16 protein-coding genes are annotated in these 19,025 nt (G+C 57.6%); 5 read left to right on the forward strand and 11 right to left on the reverse strand.

Annotated features, from left to right (window positions below; translation table 11 throughout):
- Positions 1–21: 21 nt before the first annotated feature.
- From AO726_RS19225 to AO726_RS19235, 3 genes are all read left to right on the forward strand, one after another.
- Entirely contained in the window at positions 22–1,194 is a 1,173-nt protein-coding gene (locus AO726_RS19225) for an NAD(P)/FAD-dependent oxidoreductase (protein ID WP_058069723.1), read from the forward strand.
- Complete coding sequence (locus AO726_RS19230; RefSeq protein WP_058069724.1) at positions 1,194–2,000, forward strand: aldo/keto reductase; 807 nt, start codon at positions 1,194–1,196, stop codon at positions 1,998–2,000. Before AO726_RS19225 ends, AO726_RS19230 begins: the two co-directional genes overlap by 1 nt.
- Before the next feature lie 93 nt (positions 2,001–2,093).
- Positions 2,094–2,969 (forward strand): hypothetical protein, encoded by an 876-nt coding sequence (locus AO726_RS19235; RefSeq protein WP_058069725.1) that lies wholly within the window; start codon positions 2,094–2,096, stop codon positions 2,967–2,969.
- A gap of 11 nt (positions 2,970–2,980) precedes the next feature.
- Here AO726_RS19235 and AO726_RS19240 read toward each other — a convergent pair whose 3' ends face one another.
- The 4 genes from AO726_RS19240 to msbA form a co-directional block, all read right to left on the reverse strand.
- Positions 2,981–4,189 (reverse strand): acyl-CoA dehydrogenase family protein, encoded by a 1,209-nt coding sequence (locus AO726_RS19240; protein ID WP_058069726.1) that lies wholly within the window; start codon positions 4,187–4,189, stop codon positions 2,981–2,983.
- Between the two features lie 10 nt (positions 4,190–4,199).
- Positions 4,200–5,483 (reverse strand): acyl-CoA dehydrogenase family protein, encoded by a 1,284-nt coding sequence (locus AO726_RS19245; RefSeq protein WP_058069727.1) that lies wholly within the window; start codon positions 5,481–5,483, stop codon positions 4,200–4,202.
- Between the two features lie 113 nt (positions 5,484–5,596).
- The gene (gene hldE, locus AO726_RS19250) at positions 5,597–7,018 is read right to left on the reverse strand and encodes a bifunctional D-glycero-beta-D-manno-heptose-7-phosphate kinase/D-glycero-beta-D-manno-heptose 1-phosphate adenylyltransferase HldE (protein WP_058069728.1); all 1,422 of its coding nucleotides are present in this window, start codon (positions 7,016–7,018) and stop codon (positions 5,597–5,599) included.
- Positions 7,019–7,058: 40 nt separating this feature from the next.
- Positions 7,059–8,861, reverse strand: coding sequence for a lipid A export permease/ATP-binding protein MsbA (msbA, locus tag AO726_RS19255; protein ID WP_058069729.1), 1,803 nt, complete (start codon positions 8,859–8,861; stop codon positions 7,059–7,061).
- A gap of 109 nt (positions 8,862–8,970) precedes the next feature.
- Here msbA and AO726_RS19260 point away from each other — a divergent pair, with 109 nt between their 5' ends.
- Positions 8,971–9,663 carry a toluene tolerance protein gene (locus AO726_RS19260; protein ID WP_058069730.1) on the forward strand — a complete coding sequence of 231 codons (693 nt, stop codon included), beginning with the start codon at positions 8,971–8,973 and terminating at the stop codon, positions 9,661–9,663.
- Positions 9,660–10,628, forward strand: a complete 969-nt coding sequence (locus AO726_RS19265) for a glycosyltransferase family 2 protein (protein ID WP_058069731.1) — start codon at positions 9,660–9,662, stop codon at positions 10,626–10,628. Before AO726_RS19260 ends, AO726_RS19265 begins: the two co-directional genes overlap by 4 nt.
- Here the strand turns inward: AO726_RS19265 and AO726_RS19270 are convergent.
- The 7 genes from AO726_RS19270 to AO726_RS19300 all read right to left on the reverse strand — a co-directional run bounded on the left by AO726_RS19270 (position 10,596) and on the right by AO726_RS19300 (position 18,816).
- The gene (locus AO726_RS19270) at positions 10,596–11,762 is read right to left on the reverse strand and encodes an O-antigen ligase family protein (RefSeq protein ID WP_160320971.1); all 1,167 of its coding nucleotides are present in this window, start codon (positions 11,760–11,762) and stop codon (positions 10,596–10,598) included. The two genes, AO726_RS19265 and AO726_RS19270, sit on opposite strands and share 33 nt — an antisense overlap.
- A complete protein-coding gene (locus AO726_RS19275) occupies positions 11,755–12,888 on the reverse strand; it encodes a glycosyltransferase (RefSeq protein WP_058069733.1) in 1,134 nt (377 codons plus the stop codon). The genes AO726_RS19270 and AO726_RS19275 overlap by 8 nt, the downstream gene beginning before the upstream one ends.
- A complete protein-coding gene (locus tag AO726_RS19280; RefSeq protein ID WP_058069734.1) occupies positions 12,885–13,814 on the reverse strand; it encodes a glycosyltransferase family 2 protein in 930 nt (309 codons plus the stop codon). Before AO726_RS19280 ends, AO726_RS19275 begins: the two co-directional genes overlap by 4 nt.
- A gap of 310 nt (positions 13,815–14,124) precedes the next feature.
- On the reverse strand, positions 14,125–15,855 hold the full coding sequence (locus tag AO726_RS19285) for a carbamoyltransferase family protein (RefSeq protein WP_058069735.1): 1,731 nt from the start codon (positions 15,853–15,855) through the stop codon (positions 14,125–14,127).
- Positions 15,856–15,869: 14 nt separating this feature from the next.
- Positions 15,870–17,342 (reverse strand): lipopolysaccharide kinase InaA family protein, encoded by a 1,473-nt coding sequence (locus AO726_RS19290; RefSeq protein ID WP_058069736.1) that lies wholly within the window; start codon positions 17,340–17,342, stop codon positions 15,870–15,872.
- Entirely contained in the window at positions 17,342–18,085 is a 744-nt protein-coding gene (locus AO726_RS19295) for a lipopolysaccharide kinase InaA family protein (protein WP_058069737.1), read from the reverse strand. Before AO726_RS19295 ends, AO726_RS19290 begins: the two co-directional genes overlap by 1 nt.
- On the reverse strand, positions 18,082–18,816 hold the full coding sequence (locus tag AO726_RS19300; protein WP_058069738.1) for a lipopolysaccharide kinase InaA family protein: 735 nt from the start codon (positions 18,814–18,816) through the stop codon (positions 18,082–18,084). Before AO726_RS19300 ends, AO726_RS19295 begins: the two co-directional genes overlap by 4 nt.
- Positions 18,817–19,025: the final 209 nt, after the last annotated feature.

The following is a 19,025-nucleotide window of genomic DNA, read 5'->3' on the forward strand; positions in this document are numbered from 1 at the left end:
TTTTCCCGGTGAGACCCCTGCATGACCCAGGCACTAAGCACGGATGTATTGATCGTTGGCGGCGGCGTTGCCGGACTCTGGCTCAACGCCCGCCTTCGCCGCAAAGGTTTTTCCACAATTCTGGTGGAAAGCGCCACGTTAGGCGGCGGCCAGAGCATCAAATCTCAGGGAATCATTCACGGCGGGGCTAAATACGCCCTGCACGGCGCTCTCACCGGCGCTTCCGAAGCGATTGCCGATATGCCGCGACGCTGGCGTGAAGCGCTGGCTGGCTCGGGTGAGCTGGACCTTTCTGGCGTGCGCCTGCTGTCCGATGCTCACTATCTGTGGTCCCCCGGCAGTCTGGCCGGGAACATCACCAGCTTCTTCGCCAGCAAGGCGGTACGGGGTCGGGTGGATCAGGTCAAAGGTGATCAGCTTCCCCCGGCCCTGCAAAACCCACGTTTCAAAGGCAAAGTCTATCGTCTGGCCGAACTGGTGCTGGATGTGCCCAGCCTGATTCGCCGACTGAGCGATTTGGCCGCTGATGGTCTGCTCGCCGGACAAGACATCACTCCACTGCTGGAGAATGGCCAACTGGTAGGCCTGAACGTCGACGGACAAGCTATTCTTGCCCAACGTATTGTCCTCAGCGCCGGCCGCGGCAATGCCGAACTGCTCAGCCGCCTTGGCCTCAGCCAGCCCGCTCAACAACTGCGTCCGCTGCACATGGTGCTGGTGAAGAGTCCCAACCTGAAACCTCTATACGCTCACTGCCTCGGCGGTGGTCCAAAGCCCCGAATCACCGTCACCACACACCCGGCAGCGGATGGCCAGTGGGTCTGGTATCTGGGCGGTGACTTGGCCGAAGCCGACGGCGTGGCCCGCGAGCCTCAGCAGCAGATTGCGGCAGCGCAGAAAGAACTGGGCGACCTGCTGCCCTGGGTGGATTTATCCACAGCGCAGTGGGCTACGCTGCGGGTCGACCGAGCCGAGCCAGCGCAATCTGGCCTGGTACGCCCGGACAATGCCTTCCTGCACGAAGACAATACACTGCTGGTGGGCTGGCCGACCAAACTGGCCCTCGCGCCAGACTTCGCTGACCGCGTGCTGGCAGCTTTCGAGCGTGATGGTATCCAGCCTCAGCAACACCCTGCTCTGCCTGACCTGCCACGCCCGGCAGTGACGGCCCCAGTCTGGGAGGAGTTGTTCTGATGAACTCACTGCACAACCTATACCGCCCACTGGGCAGCACTGGCCTGCTGGTCTCCCCTATTGGCCTGGGCACCGTGAAAATCGGCCGCGACCAAGGCGTGAAATACCCCAACGGTTTTACCATCCCGGATGATGCCGCGGTGCGCAATCTGCTGGCACAGGCGCGGGACTTAGGCATCAACTTGATCGACACGGCACCGGCTTACGGCACCAGCGAAACCCGCCTCGGCCCGCTGCTGCGTGGCCAGCGCGACGCTTGGGTGATTGTCAGCAAAGTGGGTGAAGAGTTCGAAAACGGCCAATCCAGCTTCGACTTCAGCCCGGCTCACACCCGTTTCTCGGTGGAGCGCAGCCTCAAGCGTCTGGAGACGGATTGCATCGACTTGGTACTGGTGCACTCCGATGGCAACGATGTGGCCATCCTGCGTGACAGCGGCGTCTACGAAACCCTGCAAGACCTCAAGCGTGAGGGCAAAATACGTGGTTTCGGCTTGTCGGGCAAAACCGTTGAAGGCGGCCTGCTTGCCCTGGAAAAAGGCGACTGCGCCATGGTCACCTACAACCTTAACGAACAGGCTGAAGTACCGGTTCTGGACTACGCCGAAGCTCACAGCAAAGGCATTCTGATCAAAAAAGCACTGGCCAGTGGTCACGCCTGCCTTGCCGGCGAAGACCCGGTGCGCGCCAGCTTCGAGCTGATCTTCAGCCACCCGGCGACCAGCAGCGCCATTATCGGCACCATCAACCCACAGCATCTGGCCCATAACGTGGCCACTGCAGCGGCTGTGCTGCAGGATATCGCCTAGGCAGCAGTGCGTTCGTCAGCAAGCGGCTCTACACAGCGCATTTTTGTGTGCCAAGCTGTCTGACCTGAACGCACAGATGGGAGGCACCGCCCTATGCCGAAAACCCTGATTCGCAAAGAACCCGGACACTTCAAAACCCGCCAACTGTTTGTTGAAGCGACCCCGGAAAGCCTGGTGTATCAGGCCGTGGGCATGCCTCTGAACTTCCCCCAGATGCTGGAAAAGCGAAAAACAGTCGAAGTTGCCGATCCCCAGCGCTTTGCCTTACAGCTGGCCAACCTTGGAGTATCCGTGCGTCTCACGCTGAGCTGGCAGGGACGTGAGTACTGGGTGCTGGTCCGCCAGCGCCGGGCGGATCGCGGCGATATCGTGCTTAAGCTGATCTCCGGCTACGTACCCAGCCATGAACTGAATCTGCCTCTGCACACGGCCCTGCAGGAAGTCGCTGAAGAATGCCTGCTGGAAACCCCGGAAGGCTGGCTCAGCGGTCGCTTTGGTGAAACCTGGCTACATACGCCTTACCAGAAAACCCTGCGTTACCGCGAAACGGCCCACTTCAGCCTGCATACGCTGTCCGGCTCAGCCCGCCCGGTGCAGTGTGAAAACCTCAAGCTGCTGGAACGCCCGCGCGCCTACGTGCATTTGCCGACAGCCTCACTACAGTTGGTCTACGACTTGCACCTTGAGCTGCCGAAAGAGGTGCGCCAACTGACCCTGCTGCATGTGGATGAGCAGGTCGAAGACGGTCAACTGATCGCCCGCCTCAACCGTACGCGGCCTGATTTATTCCTGATCCCTCTGGAAAACGGCCGCCCACGCCCCGAGTTGCTGACGCTGAAGAAGGGCCAACTGATCCCGGCAAGTACTCGGGGTATTTGGCTATCCGAAGGCTTTGCCGCGCAGGAAGGCTGGGTGGTGGCAGAAGAGCGTATCCGCTGGAAGGACTGGATGGCGGGCCTCTGTATCTAAGGCCGCCGTCACTACTTCAGCTCACTGGAGCTCTTGCCCAGCAAGCGCCTGGCCACAATCAGCAGCTGGATTTGCTGGGTGCCTTCAAAGATGTCGAGAATCTTCGAATCCCGCGCCCACTTTTCCAGCAGTTCATCTTCGCTATAGCCCATCACCCCGGCCAACTCCACACACTTGAGCGTCACCTCATTAGCGACCCGCCCGGCTTTGGCCTTGGCCATGGACGCCTCTTTGGAGTTGGGCATTTTGTTGTCCGCCATCCACGCCGCCTTCATGGTCAGCAGGCGCGCGGCTTCCCACTCTGCCTCAAGGCGATACAAGGTCGCTTCGGCATGACTGACGCTGAGCAACGGCTTTTTGTAGTCCATCGCACAGTGTTTTTTCAGTAACTGACGAGTACGGTCGAGTGCCGCCTTAGCCACGCCGATTGCCATGCCGGCTACCAGCGGGCGGGTGTTGTCGAAGGTTTCCATCACCCCGGCAAAGCCTTTCTGCACGTCGATTTCAGGGTTGCCCAACAGGTTGCTGGCAGGCACCCGGCAATCGTTGAAGCTAATGGAGGCTGTGTCCGACGCTTTGATCCCGAGCTTCTTCTCCAGCCGCGTCACCGTCATGCCCGGCGTGCCGTGCTCAACAACGAAGGATTTGATCGCCGCCCGACCAAGCCCCTTGTCCAGCGTTGCCCATACCACCACCGCCGAAGCCCGTTCGCCAGAGGTGACGAAGATCTTCTCGCCATTGAGGATGTAGTGATCGCCATCTTTGGTCGCGGTAGTACGGATCGCCGCCGAATCAGAACCACAGCCCGGCTCAGTAATCGCCATGGCCGCCCACTGACCGCCAAAACGCTGCAACTGCTCATCGTTGGCCACCGCAGCAATCGCCGCATTGCCCAACCCCTGCCGCGGCATGGCCAGCAACAGACCGACATCGCCCCAGCACAGCTCCATTACCCCAAGCAGTGCCGACATATTGCCGCCATTGCGCACGCCCGGTGCTTCATCGCGGGCCGCACCACGCTTACTGGCAGAGCCTGCGCCCACAGCATCCGGCGAGCCGGCATTCATGCCGTCCAGCAGCGCCGCGAGCATGTCCAGCTCCTTTGGGTACTCGTGCTCCGCCTTGTCGTACTTACGGGAGATCGGGCGAAAGAAGTGCTCAGCCACTCGATGCGCCTGACCGACCAAACCACGGAATTTGTGTGGCGACTCCAGATTCATCTCCGCCTCCTTAAAGCTGCAAACCGCCGGCCATCACCGACAGCGCACGTAAATCGCGATACCAGCGTTCAACCGGATGTTCTTTGGTAAAACCGTGGCCGCCGAGCAGCTGCACGGCGTTGGTGCCGATCAGCATGGCCTTCTCATTACACAGCAGCCGCGCCAGATAGGCCTCGCGCTGAAAACTCAGGCCCATTTCAGCCCGGGCACAGGCGCGCCAGACCATCAGGCGCATGGCCTCTAACTCGATCCCCATGTCCGCCACCATAAAGGCCACGCCCTGACGATGGCTGATCGGCTCGCCGAACGCTTCGCGCTCATTGCAGTAGGGAATCACATAGTCCAGCGCAGCCTGCGCGGTGCCCACCGCCAGCGCACACCAGGCCAGACTGGCGTAATCAACAAACTGCTGGTAGTTGAACCCCTTGCCATTCAGGCGTGCATCACGGTGCACCTGAACATTGTGCAGACGCACCCGGACGGTCGCCCCCGCCTTCAGTCCCATCGCGGGCTGGGCGCTGAATTGCAGGCCCTTGGCCCCGGCATCCACCATAAACAGGGCCGGCCCACCGGAGGCCTGCGCGGCCACGATCAGCTGGCGGGGCTCAAGGCCACCGAGTACCAGGCACTTCTCGCCGCTGAGCACATAATGATGGCCACGCTTACGGGCGCGGGTAGCGAGCTGATTAACATCGAACATCACCCCCGGCTCTGCCACCGCAATACTCATCGCCGGTGCTGCCTGCTCGCCGACAAACGGCGGTAGCCAACGCGCTTGCTGAGCATCGCTGCCCCAGCGACGGATACAGTTGGCCGCTGCCAGCGGTTGCAGCAAGGTCGCCGCAAGTGACAGATCACCCTTCCCCAACGCCTCAGCAATCAGCGCGTTGGTCACGGTGGTGCGCTCACCGGCCATACCACCCAAGGCTTCCGGCACAGCGTAATGAGTCAGGCCCAGCTCGTGGACTTGCTGAACAAGCTCAGACGGCGTGCATGCGGCTGCATCCGCTTGCTCTGCCAGCGGATGCAGCGCTTCGCTGGCGAAGGCCTCAAGCATCTCCACCAACATTTGCTGATCATCTGAGAGAGTCAGGTCAAACAGGCCATCGGGGTTTGCAGCACGGGGCGTCTTACCGGTCTTCCCCGAACGCTGTGCCGCCGCACGAAAGCCCGCGCGACTGCCGCGATAAATCAGATTTTCGAAACGCTCACGCAGTTTGAAGCGGTCCGGCCAGTCTGACTGAGCAACCCGGCTCAGCAAGGACAGCGCACGGCCCTGAACATCGGTCCTCATGACATTCGCTCCTTGAAGGAATGTCACGATGATGCGCCTGAGCGTAAATCAGGCCAATGACCGCTCCGCCAAGCGTGGCTGGCGCACCAGCCACTTGTCAGCGCGAGGAAGGCTTACTGCTTGCGGATTTTGTTGACGATGGCCGTGGTCGAGCTGTTTTCCACCAACCCGAGCACCCGCACTTCACCACCGTATGCACGAACGATGTCGGCACCGACGACCTGATCAATACCGTAGTCGCCGCCTTTAACCAGAACGTCTGGCTTAATTGCGCGCAGCAGGTTTTCCGGGGTGTCTTCGCTGAAGCTCACCACCCAGTCCACAGCCCCTAAACCGGCCAGAACCGCCATGCGTCGGTCGACACTGTTGATCGGGCGCTCCGGGCCCTTCAGGCGGGAAACCGAGGCGTCATCGTTGACCGCCAGCACCAGGCGGTCACCTTGAGCGCGGGCCTGTTCAAGGTAAGTCACGTGACCGGCATGCAAGATGTCAAAGCAACCATTGGTGAAGACGATTTTCTCGCCATGGGCGCGGGCATCTTCAACCGCCAACAGCAGCTGATCCAGCTCCAGCGCACCGCTTTGCGAGCCGGCTTCACGATGGATGGCGCGGCGCAGTTCAGGCGCACTGATCGCCGCAGTTCCGAGCTTTCCCACCACGATGCTGGCGGCCAGGTTGGCCAGCGCCACCGCATTTTCAAGGCTTTCACCCGCAGCCAAGCTGGCCGCCAGGGTAGAGATCACCGTATCACCGGCACCGGTCACATCGAACACTTCACGAGCCTTGGCAGCCAGATGCAGCGGCGGATGTTCCGGGCGCAACAGGCTCATGCCGTTTTCGCTGCGGGTTACCAGCAGCGCGCCAAGTTCCAAATCGGCAACCAGTTTCAGGCCCTTACTGACCAGTTCTTCATCACTATTGCAACGGCCAACAATGGCTTCGAACTCGCTGAGATTTGGGGTGATCAGGCTGGCACCGCGATAGATCGAGAAATCTTTGCCTTTAGGGTCCGCCAGAACGGTGATGCCCTTCTTACGAGCCAGCTGCACCAGCTCCTGGTGATTCTGCAGGGCACCCTTGCCGTAATCAGAGAGCACCAGAACCTTAACCCCGTCCAACTGCTCATCGACACTGCTGGCAAGTGCGGCCGCGTCGGTGCGGAACATTTCTTCAAAGTCCATCCGCAACAGCTGCTGATGGCGGCTCATGATCCGCAGTTTGACGATGGTGGGTTGATCTTTGATGGTCTGGAAACGGGTCTTGATTCCGACTTTTTGCAGACAGGCGCTGAGGCTTTGCGCGGCTTCGTCATCGCCCGTCACACCAATCAGGGTGGCCGAAGCCCCTAATGCTGCAATGTTCAGCGCAACATTCGCTGCGCCGCCCGGACGGTCTTCCATTTCCTCAACCTTGACCACCGGGACCGGGGCTTCAGGCGAAATCCGTGACGTGCCGCCATGCCAGTAACGATCCAGCATGACATCGCCCACAACCAGAATACTGGCCTGATCGAAATGCGGCATGGACAACTTCATAAGAACTCCGAGGCTTACAATGTGGCGGGCGCGTAGTTTATCAGGCGATATTCACCGGTGTGTCTTCATCAAGCCCCATGGCATGCAGACGCGCGTAATAACCGTTTTGCTCCAGCAATTGGCTGTGAGTACCGCGCTCGACAATATGCCCCTGGTCCATGACCAAAATCATGTCAGCCTTCTCAATGGTCGACAGACGGTGAGCAATCACCAGCGTCGTACGGCCTTTCATCACCCGATCCAGCGCTGCCTGAATGTGCCGCTCAGATTCAGTATCAAGGGCTGAAGTTGCCTCATCCAAAATCAGGATCGGCGCATCCTTGAGCAGTGCCCGGGCAATGGCCAAACGCTGACGCTGCCCACCGGACAGCAGCACACCGTTTTCACCCACCTGGGTATCCAGGCCATTGGGCAGCTTGTCGATAAACTCTTTGGCGTAAGCCGCTTCGACTGCCTGCTCAATCGCTTCGCGCGGCGCTCCAGCCAAGTCACCATAGGCGATGTTGTTGGCCACGCTATCGTTGAACAGGGTGACCTGCTGAGTCACCAGAGCAATGTGACTGCGTAGATTGCGCAGCGTGAACTGCTCAATGCCCACGCCATCAAGCAGAATGTCGCCGTTCTCATGGTGATAAAAACGCGGAATCAGGTTAGCCAGGGTCGACTTACCGCTGCCCGAACGGCCTACCAAGGCAACCATCTGGCCCGGCTCAACAGTGAAATTAATATCGTTGAGCACAGGTTTTTCGGTGTCCGGGTACTGGAAACTCAGGTTACGCACCTCAAGCCGCCCGCTGACGCGCTTCTGCTCGAAGGTGCCCTTGTCCTCTTCAGGCGCTTCATCAAGTTGCTCAAAGATGCTTTCTGCACCGGCCACGCCTTTCTGAATCGTCGAGCTGACTTCAGAAAGTTGGCGGATCGGCTTCGGCAGCAGGCCTGCAGCCGTGATGTAAGCGACCATGTCACCGGCGGTGGCATCGCCCCGCAGCAGCAGCACCAGGAACATCAGTACGGCCATAGCGCTATAGATCACCAGTTGCAGCGTCGGCGTGTACACCGCGCTGGTCTTGGTCATGCGCAGTTGCTTTTCGGTGTTGTCCTGACTCGCCTCTTTAAAGCGCTCAGACTCATAGGTTTCACCGCCGAAACTGCGGACAACGCGATAGCCCTGGATGGTCTCGGAAGCGACATGGGTCACATCCCCCATCGCCACCTGAATCTTCTTACTTTGTTTACGAAACTTTTTACTGGTGCTGCTGACCATCACTGCGATCACCGGAAGAATCGCAAGCATCACCAGCGTCAGTTTCCAGTTCATCCACAGCAAGTAACCGAACAGGAAAACAATCGTCAGCCCCTCACGGATCACCACTTTGATCGCATCAGTTGCCGCGCCGGTAACCATGGTGACGTTAAAGGTAATGCGGGAAATCAGGTGCCCGGAGTTGTGGCTGTCGAAATAGCGGTTCGGCAGTACCATCAGGCTGTTAAACAGGGCGATACGCAGGTCATGTACGAGGCCCAATGAAACCCTGGCCAGAAAATAGTTACCCAGGTAGGAACCAACCCCTTGCCAGGCGGCGATGGCGACAATCAGCAACGGCACCGCCTGCAGCAGCTGCATATCACGCAGATAAGGCACTGTAGGAAACAGCACGGCTTCAGGATTGGAAAGACCGTCGACGAAATACTTGAGAATGCCTGCCAACATTGGCTGGGTAGAGGCAAAGATGATGTAACCCAGAATACTGATCAAAAACATGCCGATATATGGGCGGATGTAGCCCAACAAGCGGAAGTAGATTCTTAGACTGGATGTCTGTCCAGACTCAGGTGTATTCATGCAATGCTGCTCGCTATCTGATAAGAGCCAAAGCTTAACATAGCTACCTGACCTCCTACCGGCCAATCGGGTAGACTGCTGCCCCCTGTGTGCAATTCAGATTTTTGATATGACCCCCATCACTAATGAACAGTATCTGTCACTTCGCCAGAATGCCGAGCTAATTGAAGCCGATCATTGTGGAGAGAAGGTGCTGAAATTAGCTGATGGAAGTTTTCTAAAACTGTTTCGCCGCAAGCGTTTGATCACATCGGAACTGTATCGCCCTTACGCCCGCCGCTTTGCGCTAAACGCCAAGCGTCTGGCGAAATTGCAGATACCTTGCCCGACTATTATTACGACTTACAGCATTCCAAGTATTGAACGGACCGCCGTCCATTACTGGCCTCTGCCCGGCACCACGCTGCGGTATGAGTTCCAGAACATCGACGGCGAATTGCAGGATGCTTTATGCACTATGCTTGGTGCATTCATCGCTAGGATTCATGACTCGGGCGTGTATTTCCGCTCGCTTCACCTGGGAAATATCGTACAAACCCCTGACGGACAACTCGGACTGATCGACATTGCTGACATGCAGGTCTTCCGCGGTCCAATTGGTAGGTTGCGGCGCAAACGCAACTTCCTGCATCTGTTCAGATACAGCAACGATATTCAGAAACTTGTCTTGCACAGCGACGCATTTATCAATGCGTACTGCAAGGATCTGAATACCAGGCAAAGAAACAGTCTGTCCGAGTTTCTGCAAAACCTGTTCACCAGAGCCAGTCAACTCCGCGCCGGACAAGAGCAGATATCATGAACACACTGAGCGTGCTGCTTCCCGTTTACAACGCAGCACCCTATTTGAGCGAAGCCATCGAGTCGTTGCTGGGACAAACCCGGCAAGCCGACCAGATCGTCATTATCAATGACGGCTCAACCGACCATTCCCTTGAGGTCATCGAACAGTACCGCAGGGGCGAAAGCAGGATACAGCTGATCTCGCAGGATAATTCCGGCGTGTCCTCAGCCCGTAATATCGGCCTGAGCCATTGTGAAGGTGACTATGTCGCCCTGATGGATGCGGACGACATCTGCCAGCCAAACCGTTTCGAAGTTCAGCTAGAAGCCATGGACCGCAAGTCTCTGGACCTGTGCGGCAGCTGGATCAGAACATTCGGCAGCAAGGTCAGGGATGTCAGATACCCCACTTCAGATACCGAGTTGAAGTACAACTACCTGTTTCTCGGCAGAACCATTGCCAATCCTGCGGCCATGATCAAGCGCAGCATCATTGGCGACTTGCGTTACAACGAACGCCTGATCTTCGCGGAAGACTTCGGCTTTTTCTTCTCGCTCCTGCTGGCCAACCCGACGTTACGTATGGGCAACATTCCGCAGTTTCTGTTGAACTACCGCACCCATTCAGCACAAGCCTCACAGCGTCACGCTGAGAAGAACCAAGAGTGCCTGAAGCTGCTGTTTATCGAGAAGTTTAATGAGGCCGGACTAGCCGTCACCGAACAACAGTTCGAAACGCACTACCGCATCTGGAAGAGCTACCAAGCCGTCTCCCATGAGCAGTTGGCTGCGTACCTGCCACTGATGCGAGAACTGATTGGCTGGATTGAACAGGCTCCAGACGCGCAAGCCATCGCCAATACGTACTGGAACCGGCTGCACAAGCAACATGCAGCTCTGGGCAAAGACACAGCGCAACTGATCCGAAGCTATTCGGGGGAACCCCAATCCTTACTGCAGCGGCTGTTCCGACGTTTTACCTAAGCGCCACAACACCAGCGCAAGCCCCAGAGGAATCCAGGTGATAAACCAGATATCCCGGGGCTTATCCCACACGTAAAAACCGTCTGAAAGAAACGCCACCGAGGCAAACACCCACACGGCCATCACCACTGAGCCTAGCTTCAGACGCCGGAACTGCCAGGCTGTCAGGGCCACACAGCCCCACATCAGACACCACAGCACAAAGCCCACCGCACCGACCTGAATCAGAATATTCAGGAACAGGTTATGCGGATGGTCAAACTCAGCCCCCAACGACTGCACCGACAGCAAATAGTGCTCGCCCAAGCCAAGGCCCAGCCACTTGTTGCCGCTCAAATACAACTGCAGGCCCTGCTCGAACAATTCGGGGCGATAAGACATGCCGCGCTGGGTCAGCACATCTGGCGCAAACAGGTAGGACACCACAACCGCCAGGACACTTAAGGCGGCCATGACTCGATAGAACGGCTCACGCCGCCACAACGGCGTCAGACAGATTGACACCAGCATCGCCAGCCAGATGCCTTTGCTCTGGGCAAACAGTAAATAAGCGGCAAAACCGCAAATCACCAACAACCAGCCGCATTGCGCCAATCGCCGTTGCGGCATCAGGTTATAGAACATCAGCATAAAGACGCCGAATACCTGAGCAGCCAGAATCGAGTGATCCAGCTGGCCACCGGCGGCAATCCGAAAACTCCAGGGCATTCCCTGCACCAGGTAGGTATTCACCCAGGCATAGCTGGCAACCACCCCCATCAACGCAGCGGCCCCGGCTAAAAGCCTGAGCCAGACGCGCTCAGGTAACCCACCCAGCAGCATGAATGTCCACAGCGACAACGCGATCAGTAGTAGGTATTTAGCTCTGCGCAGCTCATCGCCAGCGGAGGACCAGGTAGCGCTCAGCGCAGACCACAGTAGAAAACCCAAGGCTGCGTACAACATGACACAGCCCGAAAAATGCCCTGCTTCTTTGCGGTAACGCCAGAGTAAAACCAGCCCCGGCCCCCACAGAAAAACGCCAACGATCTGGTGATACAGCTTGTTCGACGGCAACAGCATCCCCAGCAATAAGCAGAGGATGCCGGGAATCAGAAGCTGTCGCGCCTGCACTGACTCAAGAAAATTAGGCACTCTTGACCGTAACCCCATCCAAGAGCGCCATGTAGGCACGGCGGAAGTCCTCGATCGCATGCGCGCTACGCAGGTACGCATAGGCACGCTCGCCCTCAGCCACCCTCGACGCTTCATCCAGTCCCATCAGCTCACCCAGCTTCTGCGCCAGAGCATCGACATCACGCACCGGAAAAATACGTCCGCCGCAGTCCTCAAGAATCGGCCGCAAACTGTCAATATCTGAGCCCAGTACCGGCAGGCGGGCGCTCATGCCTTCCAGCAAAGCCAAGGGCAGCCCCTCACTGAGCGACGGCATCACAAACGCATTAAAGGCCCGCACGTACTGTAGGGCATCATGCTTGGCCCCCAACAGCACAACACGGTCCTGTATACCCAGCTCGGCAATCAGGCCTTCAAGCTCTGCACGGGAGCGCCCTTCCCCGATGATGGCCAGCAGCGCCTGCGGGTTAAGGTCCTTGATACGGGCAAAGGCCCTGACCAGATCAACATGCCCTTTAACCGGCACCAGCCGTCCGATCGTGCCAAACACAAAGGCACCAGCAGGCAGGCCCAGCAACTCGCGGGACTTCTCCCGGCTGTGCTGCAGTTTTTCTGCCCGATCAATATCGATGGCGTTGTTGATCTGGATGGTGTTGCCTGAGTTAAACCCGGCACCGCAGCCAATCAGATAATCACGTACTGCGCGCGATACCCCGACAATTCGCCAGTTTTCGCGTAACAGGCGACGCGACTCCCAGCGCCGGTAAGCCCGATCGAAGTCACCAATGCCATGTTGAACGCCAATGCACAGTGGGATCTGCAGAATCCGGTTAAGGATCATCAGCATGTTCATGGGTTTGAAGCGATGGGCAATCACCACATCAAAACGCTCAGCACGAATCAGCCGGCACAATTTCAGCAGTGCGCGCAGACGTAAGCCTTTGAGATCGCTCTGGCTGAACTCCAGGTAAACCGAGCGCGATGCGCGGCTGACTGGCTCACCTTCTGCAGGTTTACCCCGCAAAAATAGCGTGGTGACCTCAAAACGGTCTTCGGGCAATCCCGCAATCACCTGTTCGGCAAGGTCAGACGCGTTGACGTTGTAGCGATTCTGCATCTGCAGAACTTTGATTTTCCGGCTCATACAGCCAGGCCCAGCCACAGGCGAACAGCTTTTCGCATATACGATCCTTTGAACACCACTCGCCAGTCACAACGGCAAGCTTGTCGAAAAAACTCTTTTGCAGCCTCAGCATCCCCTGCCAGATATGCACTGCGAAACAGAGACAAACTGCGCTGCACGTAAAACTCAGACTTAAGCACATGGAATTGCGGGTCCAGGCGACGCGACGAAAAAACCTCATCAACCAACGCTAAACCGCCAGCTTTGGCGTGAGAAAACTGGTGCCTCAAGCTGTCATCGTGCTTGTGCACCAACACCAGAGGCCGAGCGATCACAGAGCAGGGATATCCGGCCACCGCCTGGGCGAATACAGGAATGTCCTCTGCACTACGAAACTGCTCTGGATAATCGCCCCGTTCAAAAATCTCGCGGTGCATCACACAGGCACCATTGGAGAGTGCAAGACGTTTATCTAAGAGATAAGCACGCAGGCGCTTCATCGGATCATCTGGCAGCACTTCAGGCAGGTGCTCACGGCGTTTGCCGTCGGGCGAAACGCCAATATGACCGCCAATTACCAAACGCGATTGAGGATGTGCAAGCAGGTGCTCATCTATTGCCTGCAGTGCACCTGGGGACAACTCATCATCTGCGTCCAGGAACAGCAGATACTCACCCTGAGCCTCGCGTATACCTAAGTTGCGAGCCGAGGAGGCACCGCCGTTAGGCTTGCGCAGCGCACGAAAACGCCCGGGATTGCGCTCCAGCAGTTGATCCAGCACTGCAGAGGTCGAATCAGTCGATCCGTCATCAACCACAAGCAGCTCGGCGTGGCCCAACGGCTCAATCTGAGCCAAAACAGATTCCACCGCACGCGGCAAAACGGCCGCATAGTTATAGGCGGGAATCACGACCGAAAGCCTTATACCTGAGCTGTTAGCAGTCATATCAATCAAACTCTCACCTTACTCAGAATGGCCAACTGTCTGAAGGTCCAAAGCCCGCTCTCAATACTGAGAGCGAGACGCCTAGCGCTTGCAATGGTCCGAGGGACCTGTGCAGACACACCATCCTTTTTATGTCTCGACACGGTCGCGGCAAAAACACCTTAGGTTTGGGAGTTCATCAGAACCTAACTGCTTAAACCTGCATCCCGATTCAGCACAGCCTGACACTGTGGCAGTTGAAACGTCAGAGATGTGCTCCAACGCTTGCCAGAGCACTCCCCCTTTAGATGTTCAACTGTCCGCGTGCTGACTACTCTTTAACCACCAAAATGTCTTCCATGATCAGATATTGCAGGTCTGAACCGTAGAACATGTTCAGCGCATCGGTAGGAGAACAGATCATCGGCTCACCACGACGGTTCAGCGAGGTGTTCAGCGAAACCCCGTTGCCAGTCAGTTTCTCAAGCTCAACCATCATGTCGTAATAACGTGGGTTGTACTCACGCTTGAGCACTTGCGCGCGCGAAGTCCCGTCCTCATGCACAACTTCAGGCACACGGGTTTTCCACTCTTCATTAACCTCGAAGGTGAAGGTCATGAACGGGCTTGGGTGATCGACCTTGAGCATTTGTGGGCCAACGGTATCCAGCATGGACGGGCAGAAAGGTCTCCAGCGTTCGCGGAACTTAATCTGCTCGTTGATGCGATCAGCCACGCCCGGCACGCTCGGGCAACCGATGATGGAACGGCCGCCCAACGCACGCGGACCAAACTCCATACGGCCCTGGAACCAAGCCACCGGATTACCTTCCGCCATGATTTTGGCAATGCGCTGAGGCATGTCATCAATCTTCTGCCAGTTCGGCTTGTTCGGATGACGGGCGCAGGCTGCGATCACATCTTCGTTGCTGTAAGACGGGCCGAGGTAAACGTGCTCCATCTTCTCCACAGGCACGCCGCGCTGGTGCGAAACATACGCAGCCGCGCCGACCGCCGTACCGGCATCGCCGGACGCAGGCTGGACAAACAGCTCTTTAACTTCGTCGCGGGCGATAATCTTCTGGTTCAGCTTAACGTTCAGCGCACAGCCACCGGCGAAAGCAATTTTGCCGGTCTGCTTGATGATGTCACCCAGGTAGTAATCCATCATTTCCAGCGCCAGCTTCTCGAACAGCGCTTGCATGCTGGCGGCGTAGTGAATGTACGGATCATCGGCGATATCGCCTTCACGCTTCGGCCCCAACCACTCGATCAGCTTGGGTGAGAAGTAGAAACCTTTGCCCTTCTCTTTGTAGCGGCGCAGGCCGATGACGTTGGCGTAGTCGGTGTTGATCACCAACTCACCGTTTTCAAACTTGGCCAGGCGCGAGAAATCGTATTTGCTGGCATCACCGTACGGTGCCATGCCCATGACTTTGAACTCGCCATCGAGCATTTCGAAACCGAGGAACTCGGTGATTGCACCGTACAGACCGCCCAGTGAGTCCGGATCGTAAAACTCTTTGATCTTATGAATCTTGCCGTTCTCGCCATAGCCAAAGAAGGTCGTGGCGTACTCGCCCTTACCGTCGATGCCCATGATCGCGGTTTTCTCAGTGAAACCGGAGCAGTGATAGGCGCTGGAGGCGTGGGCCAGGTGGTGCTCGACCGGCTCGATTTTGATCTTCTTGGTGTCAAAACCAAGCTGCTCCAGGCACCAGACAATCTTCTTGCGGTAGCGCTTGTAGCGGCGGTTGCCCATCAGGATCGCATCAAGAGCGCGATCAGGCGCGTACCAGTAGCGCTTGGCGTAGTGCCAGCGAGCTTTGCCAAACAGGCTGATGGGCGCAAACGGGATCGCTACCACATCAACATCCGACGGTTTGATACCAGCCTGTTCCAGACAGAACTTGGCCGACTCATACGGCATGCGGTTCTTCGCATGCTTATCGCGCACAAAACGCTCTTCTTCTGCTGCGGCAATCAGTTTTCCGTCGATATACAGCGCGGCGGAAGGGTCATGGCTGAGCGCGCCGGAAAGGCCGAGAATCGTCAATGCCACAGATCTAACCTCTTTTAAACAGGCTCACCGGCCACAGGTGCCAGCGGTAAACGTTGATCAAGCAACTGATACAAGGCCGAATCAGCCGGCCAGTTGCGCAGAAAACGCGCGCGGTCACGGGCGTATGCCCTAGCAAAACCGCTCGCACTTTGATGATGTTGCATGGCATCCAAGTCAATCAGCGACCAACGCGCCAATCGCTCGTCCCAGAACAGATTGCGCCCTTTGAAATCACCATGGCTGATTCGCTCTCTGAGCAAAGCGGCAAACAGGTGATCCAGCGCTACCAGCTCTGCCTCCGGGGGTAACTCCCCGCCATCATTGTCGGCATAGGGCTGAAAACGGTCGATTATATCCTGCCCATAGCAATAATCGGTAATCAGGTAGGCACGCGAGCGCAACCAGAACCAACGGCGCTCAACCACAGCCAATTGGCGAGGCGTCGCAATACCCAACAGCTCCAGGCGATGGCCTTCAACCCAGCTGTGCCAGGCCCGGCTGGGTCGCCAAAAGCGCTTGAGCCAGTGCAGTACGCCTTTGATGTTGTAGCGCTTGATGATCAGGTCGCGGCCCTGCAGCTGGACTCTGGAAACCGTTGCCGAAGCACCAGCCTTGTACACCTGGCCTTGCTCGGTAAAGACATCAAGATTGTTCAGCAGCGACTGCAAAGCCTGCTCTTCCTCACGCACGACCACTTGCAGTCCGAAGGCGCTGACTTTTGCAGCGAACAAGCTGCAATCACGGCCAATTTTGCGCAGATAGTCACGTAAACGCCATTTACGGACTTTTTCCGTTTCTTTCAGCAGCGCTTCAAGCGGCAAAGCATGCTCACCGTTCGCCAGCAGATAGTGAACCGACAGCTCTTCAACAAACGGCGTCAGCTCAACCGGCAACTGGGCGAAAAACACGCCCAAATTGCTCAGCACCTTGTCTCTGGACAACGGCTTACCCGGTTCCTGCGCCTCAACTCCGCCACCATCGATGATGTACAGCTGGCCGTTGTGTCGCATCAGGTTGTCCAGGTGCAAGTCGGACTGCCACAAGCCTTTGCTGTGCATGTTCGCAATGGCAGCCAGCGCCTCACCCAGCACAGTCTGTTGAGCATCGCTGAGCAGCGGCTCGCCTTCCACCGCATGCCAGGCATCCCACAGGCTTTCGGCACCGTCAAGATACTCAAACAGCAGCCAGCCGCCCTCACCTTCACGCAGACCGTCCGCCAGCAACAGCGGCGTGGTCAGTTGCTGCTCAGCGAGCAAACGTGCCCCCTGCAGCTCGCGCTGAAAGTGGCGGGCGGCCTTGCTGCCCACCAGCAGTTTGGCCAACACCGGACGCCCACGCCACAGCGCCTGCCCTACATAGCGCTGCCCCGGCAGCACACGCAGCCAGCGCTGGACAGTCAATTGCGCCGGGCCTGCGGCATCCGCCAGTTCCAGTTGCAAAGGCAGTTCAGGGGTACGACCAGCAGCAGCCAGATCGGCCAATTTCATCAGCGGCCCTCCTTATTTCGGCGGCGAGCGGTCAAACGACTCAGCCACGGGCTTAACTCTGCCGGGTCGCTCAGGTAGGCGTCCAGAAAATGCCTCAGATCAGCCTCATCCCACACACTTGCACGCCGCACCAGCGGCTCAATGTCTTTGATCCGATCACGGCGACCCAGCAACAGCGGACGGGTCTTCTCAAGATCGATCAGGCATGCCTCGAAGCGATCGCCCTGTGGACGCAGGAAAATATGCTTGGGATAGAAACAGCCATGCATTTGCCCGGCCTGATGCAGCTGACGAGCCAAGTCACCGCAGGCAGCGAGAATTGCGATCCGGCGAGCGTCATCCAGCTCACGCCACTCAGGCAGGTAAGAATAAAGATCCTGCCAGTCATCCAACGCTCGGGTCAGCAACACCGCGCGCTGCTCTCCGGGCACCCGGCGCTGGGCGAAAAACACCGCCTCAAGGGCCGGAATTCCCAGTTCGGCGTAGCGCTGAATATTGCGAAACTCACGGGCAAACGTCGGCTCGCCCAGTGGATGCAGCAGCGTACGGGTCAGGTGGTTGCTTTGCCGCTTGAGGTAATACACCGCCTCGCCCAAATCCAGGCGATACACACTGCTCCAGCCACCGCGTTCGGTGTTGGGTTCATCCACCGCTTCCAGCTTGAGTGCCCACAGCGCATCAAAGTCGTTCAGACCATGGCGCTGCAAGATCGCCTGGTCAGCGGCGGCCACAAAATCACTCATTCCCTGCCCTCAAAGAATCCAACAATGCGGCGGATTTGTTTTTTCTGCCCGGCACTCAGGCGCTTGCTCTGGCTGTACTGCAGATAGAAACGCAAACGCTGGGTGCGGCTCAGCTGGTACTTGGCCACCTTATCCAGACAGGCCAGATCCTTAATGATCCGGTATTGCAGGAAGGGTCCCCACCAGAATGCGCCGGTCGGGCAGTCAATCAGGAACAGCTCAGCCCGATCATTGACCAGCAAATTTCGCCACTTCAGATCGTTGTGAGCGAAGTTCTGATCATGCAAAGTCCGGGTCGCCTGGGCCAATTGCAAGCTGACAGTCTGCACCCAGGCCGGATCGTTCAGGCGCGAGTCCTGGTTCGCCACCATCTGCGCCAGATCCTGGGTATTAATCAGCTCACGGGTAATCAACGCACCGCGCAGAAATGACCCGAAGCGCCGCTCCAGGCCGTAGGCCACAATCGGTGCCGTTGGAATACCCCATTTGATGAAGTTCTTCAGGTTCTGCCATTCAGCCTTAACCCGCGGGCGGCCGACATACCGGCGCAGGCCCTTACCGCCCCCCCAGTAACGCTTGACGTAATAACGCACCCCAGCACGCTCAAGCAGGATCACCTCGGATAACGGGTCCGAGGTCAACCGCTCCCCCTGCAAAGCAAAAACAGCATCGAGACTGCCAAACTCTTGCTGCAAACTGGCGTATTCAGGCTCAAGCCGCCAATTCGACATTAACTCGCTCCACCTTTGTAGCAGCGAACGGTTCCAAGCCGCCCTACCTCTGCTGCACATCGTGCAACGCACAGGTCAAAAGCGCCGGACACCCTCACCGGACCACTAAAAAACAAAAGGCCGGCACAAAGACCAGGCCTACATAATTCAACACGACTCGCCGGGCCGCCCCAATGTGCGCCCCGTTTTCTATCTTGCCGTAGCGGCAG

This window comes from Pseudomonas sp. TTU2014-080ASC, assembly GCF_001446935.1.
Classification (GTDB): Bacteria; Pseudomonadota; Gammaproteobacteria; order Pseudomonadales; family Pseudomonadaceae; genus Aquipseudomonas.

Excerpts from the sequence above, each read along its gene's own strand:
- AO726_RS19225 (WP_058069723.1), top strand. The coding sequence starts at position 22 with ATGACCCAGGCACTAAGCACGGATGTATTGATCGTTGGCGGCGGCGTT.
- AO726_RS19230 (WP_058069724.1), top strand. The coding sequence starts at position 1,194 with ATGAACTCACTGCACAACCTATACCGCCCACTGGGCAGCACTGGCCTG.
- AO726_RS19235 (WP_058069725.1), top strand. The coding sequence starts at position 2,094 with ATGCCGAAAACCCTGATTCGCAAAGAACCCGGACACTTCAAAACCCGC.
- AO726_RS19240 (WP_058069726.1), bottom strand. The coding sequence starts at position 4,189 with ATGAATCTGGAGTCGCCACACAAATTCCGTGGTTTGGTCGGTCAGGCG.
- AO726_RS19245 (WP_058069727.1), bottom strand. The coding sequence starts at position 5,483 with ATGAGGACCGATGTTCAGGGCCGTGCGCTGTCCTTGCTGAGCCGGGTT.
- hldE (WP_058069728.1), bottom strand. The coding sequence starts at position 7,018 with ATGAAGTTGTCCATGCCGCATTTCGATCAGGCCAGTATTCTGGTTGTG.
- msbA (WP_058069729.1), bottom strand. The coding sequence starts at position 8,861 with ATGAATACACCTGAGTCTGGACAGACATCCAGTCTAAGAATCTACTTC.
- AO726_RS19260 (WP_058069730.1), top strand. The coding sequence starts at position 8,971 with ATGACCCCCATCACTAATGAACAGTATCTGTCACTTCGCCAGAATGCC.
- AO726_RS19265 (WP_058069731.1), top strand. The coding sequence starts at position 9,660 with ATGAACACACTGAGCGTGCTGCTTCCCGTTTACAACGCAGCACCCTAT.
- AO726_RS19275 (WP_058069733.1), bottom strand. The coding sequence starts at position 12,888 with ATGAGCCGGAAAATCAAAGTTCTGCAGATGCAGAATCGCTACAACGTC.
- AO726_RS19280 (WP_058069734.1), bottom strand. The coding sequence starts at position 13,814 with ATGACTGCTAACAGCTCAGGTATAAGGCTTTCGGTCGTGATTCCCGCC.
- AO726_RS19290 (WP_058069736.1), bottom strand. The coding sequence starts at position 17,342 with ATGAAATTGGCCGATCTGGCTGCTGCTGGTCGTACCCCTGAACTGCCT.
- AO726_RS19295 (WP_058069737.1), bottom strand. The coding sequence starts at position 18,085 with ATGAGTGATTTTGTGGCCGCCGCTGACCAGGCGATCTTGCAGCGCCAT.
- AO726_RS19300 (WP_058069738.1), bottom strand. The coding sequence starts at position 18,816 with ATGTCGAATTGGCGGCTTGAGCCTGAATACGCCAGTTTGCAGCAAGAG.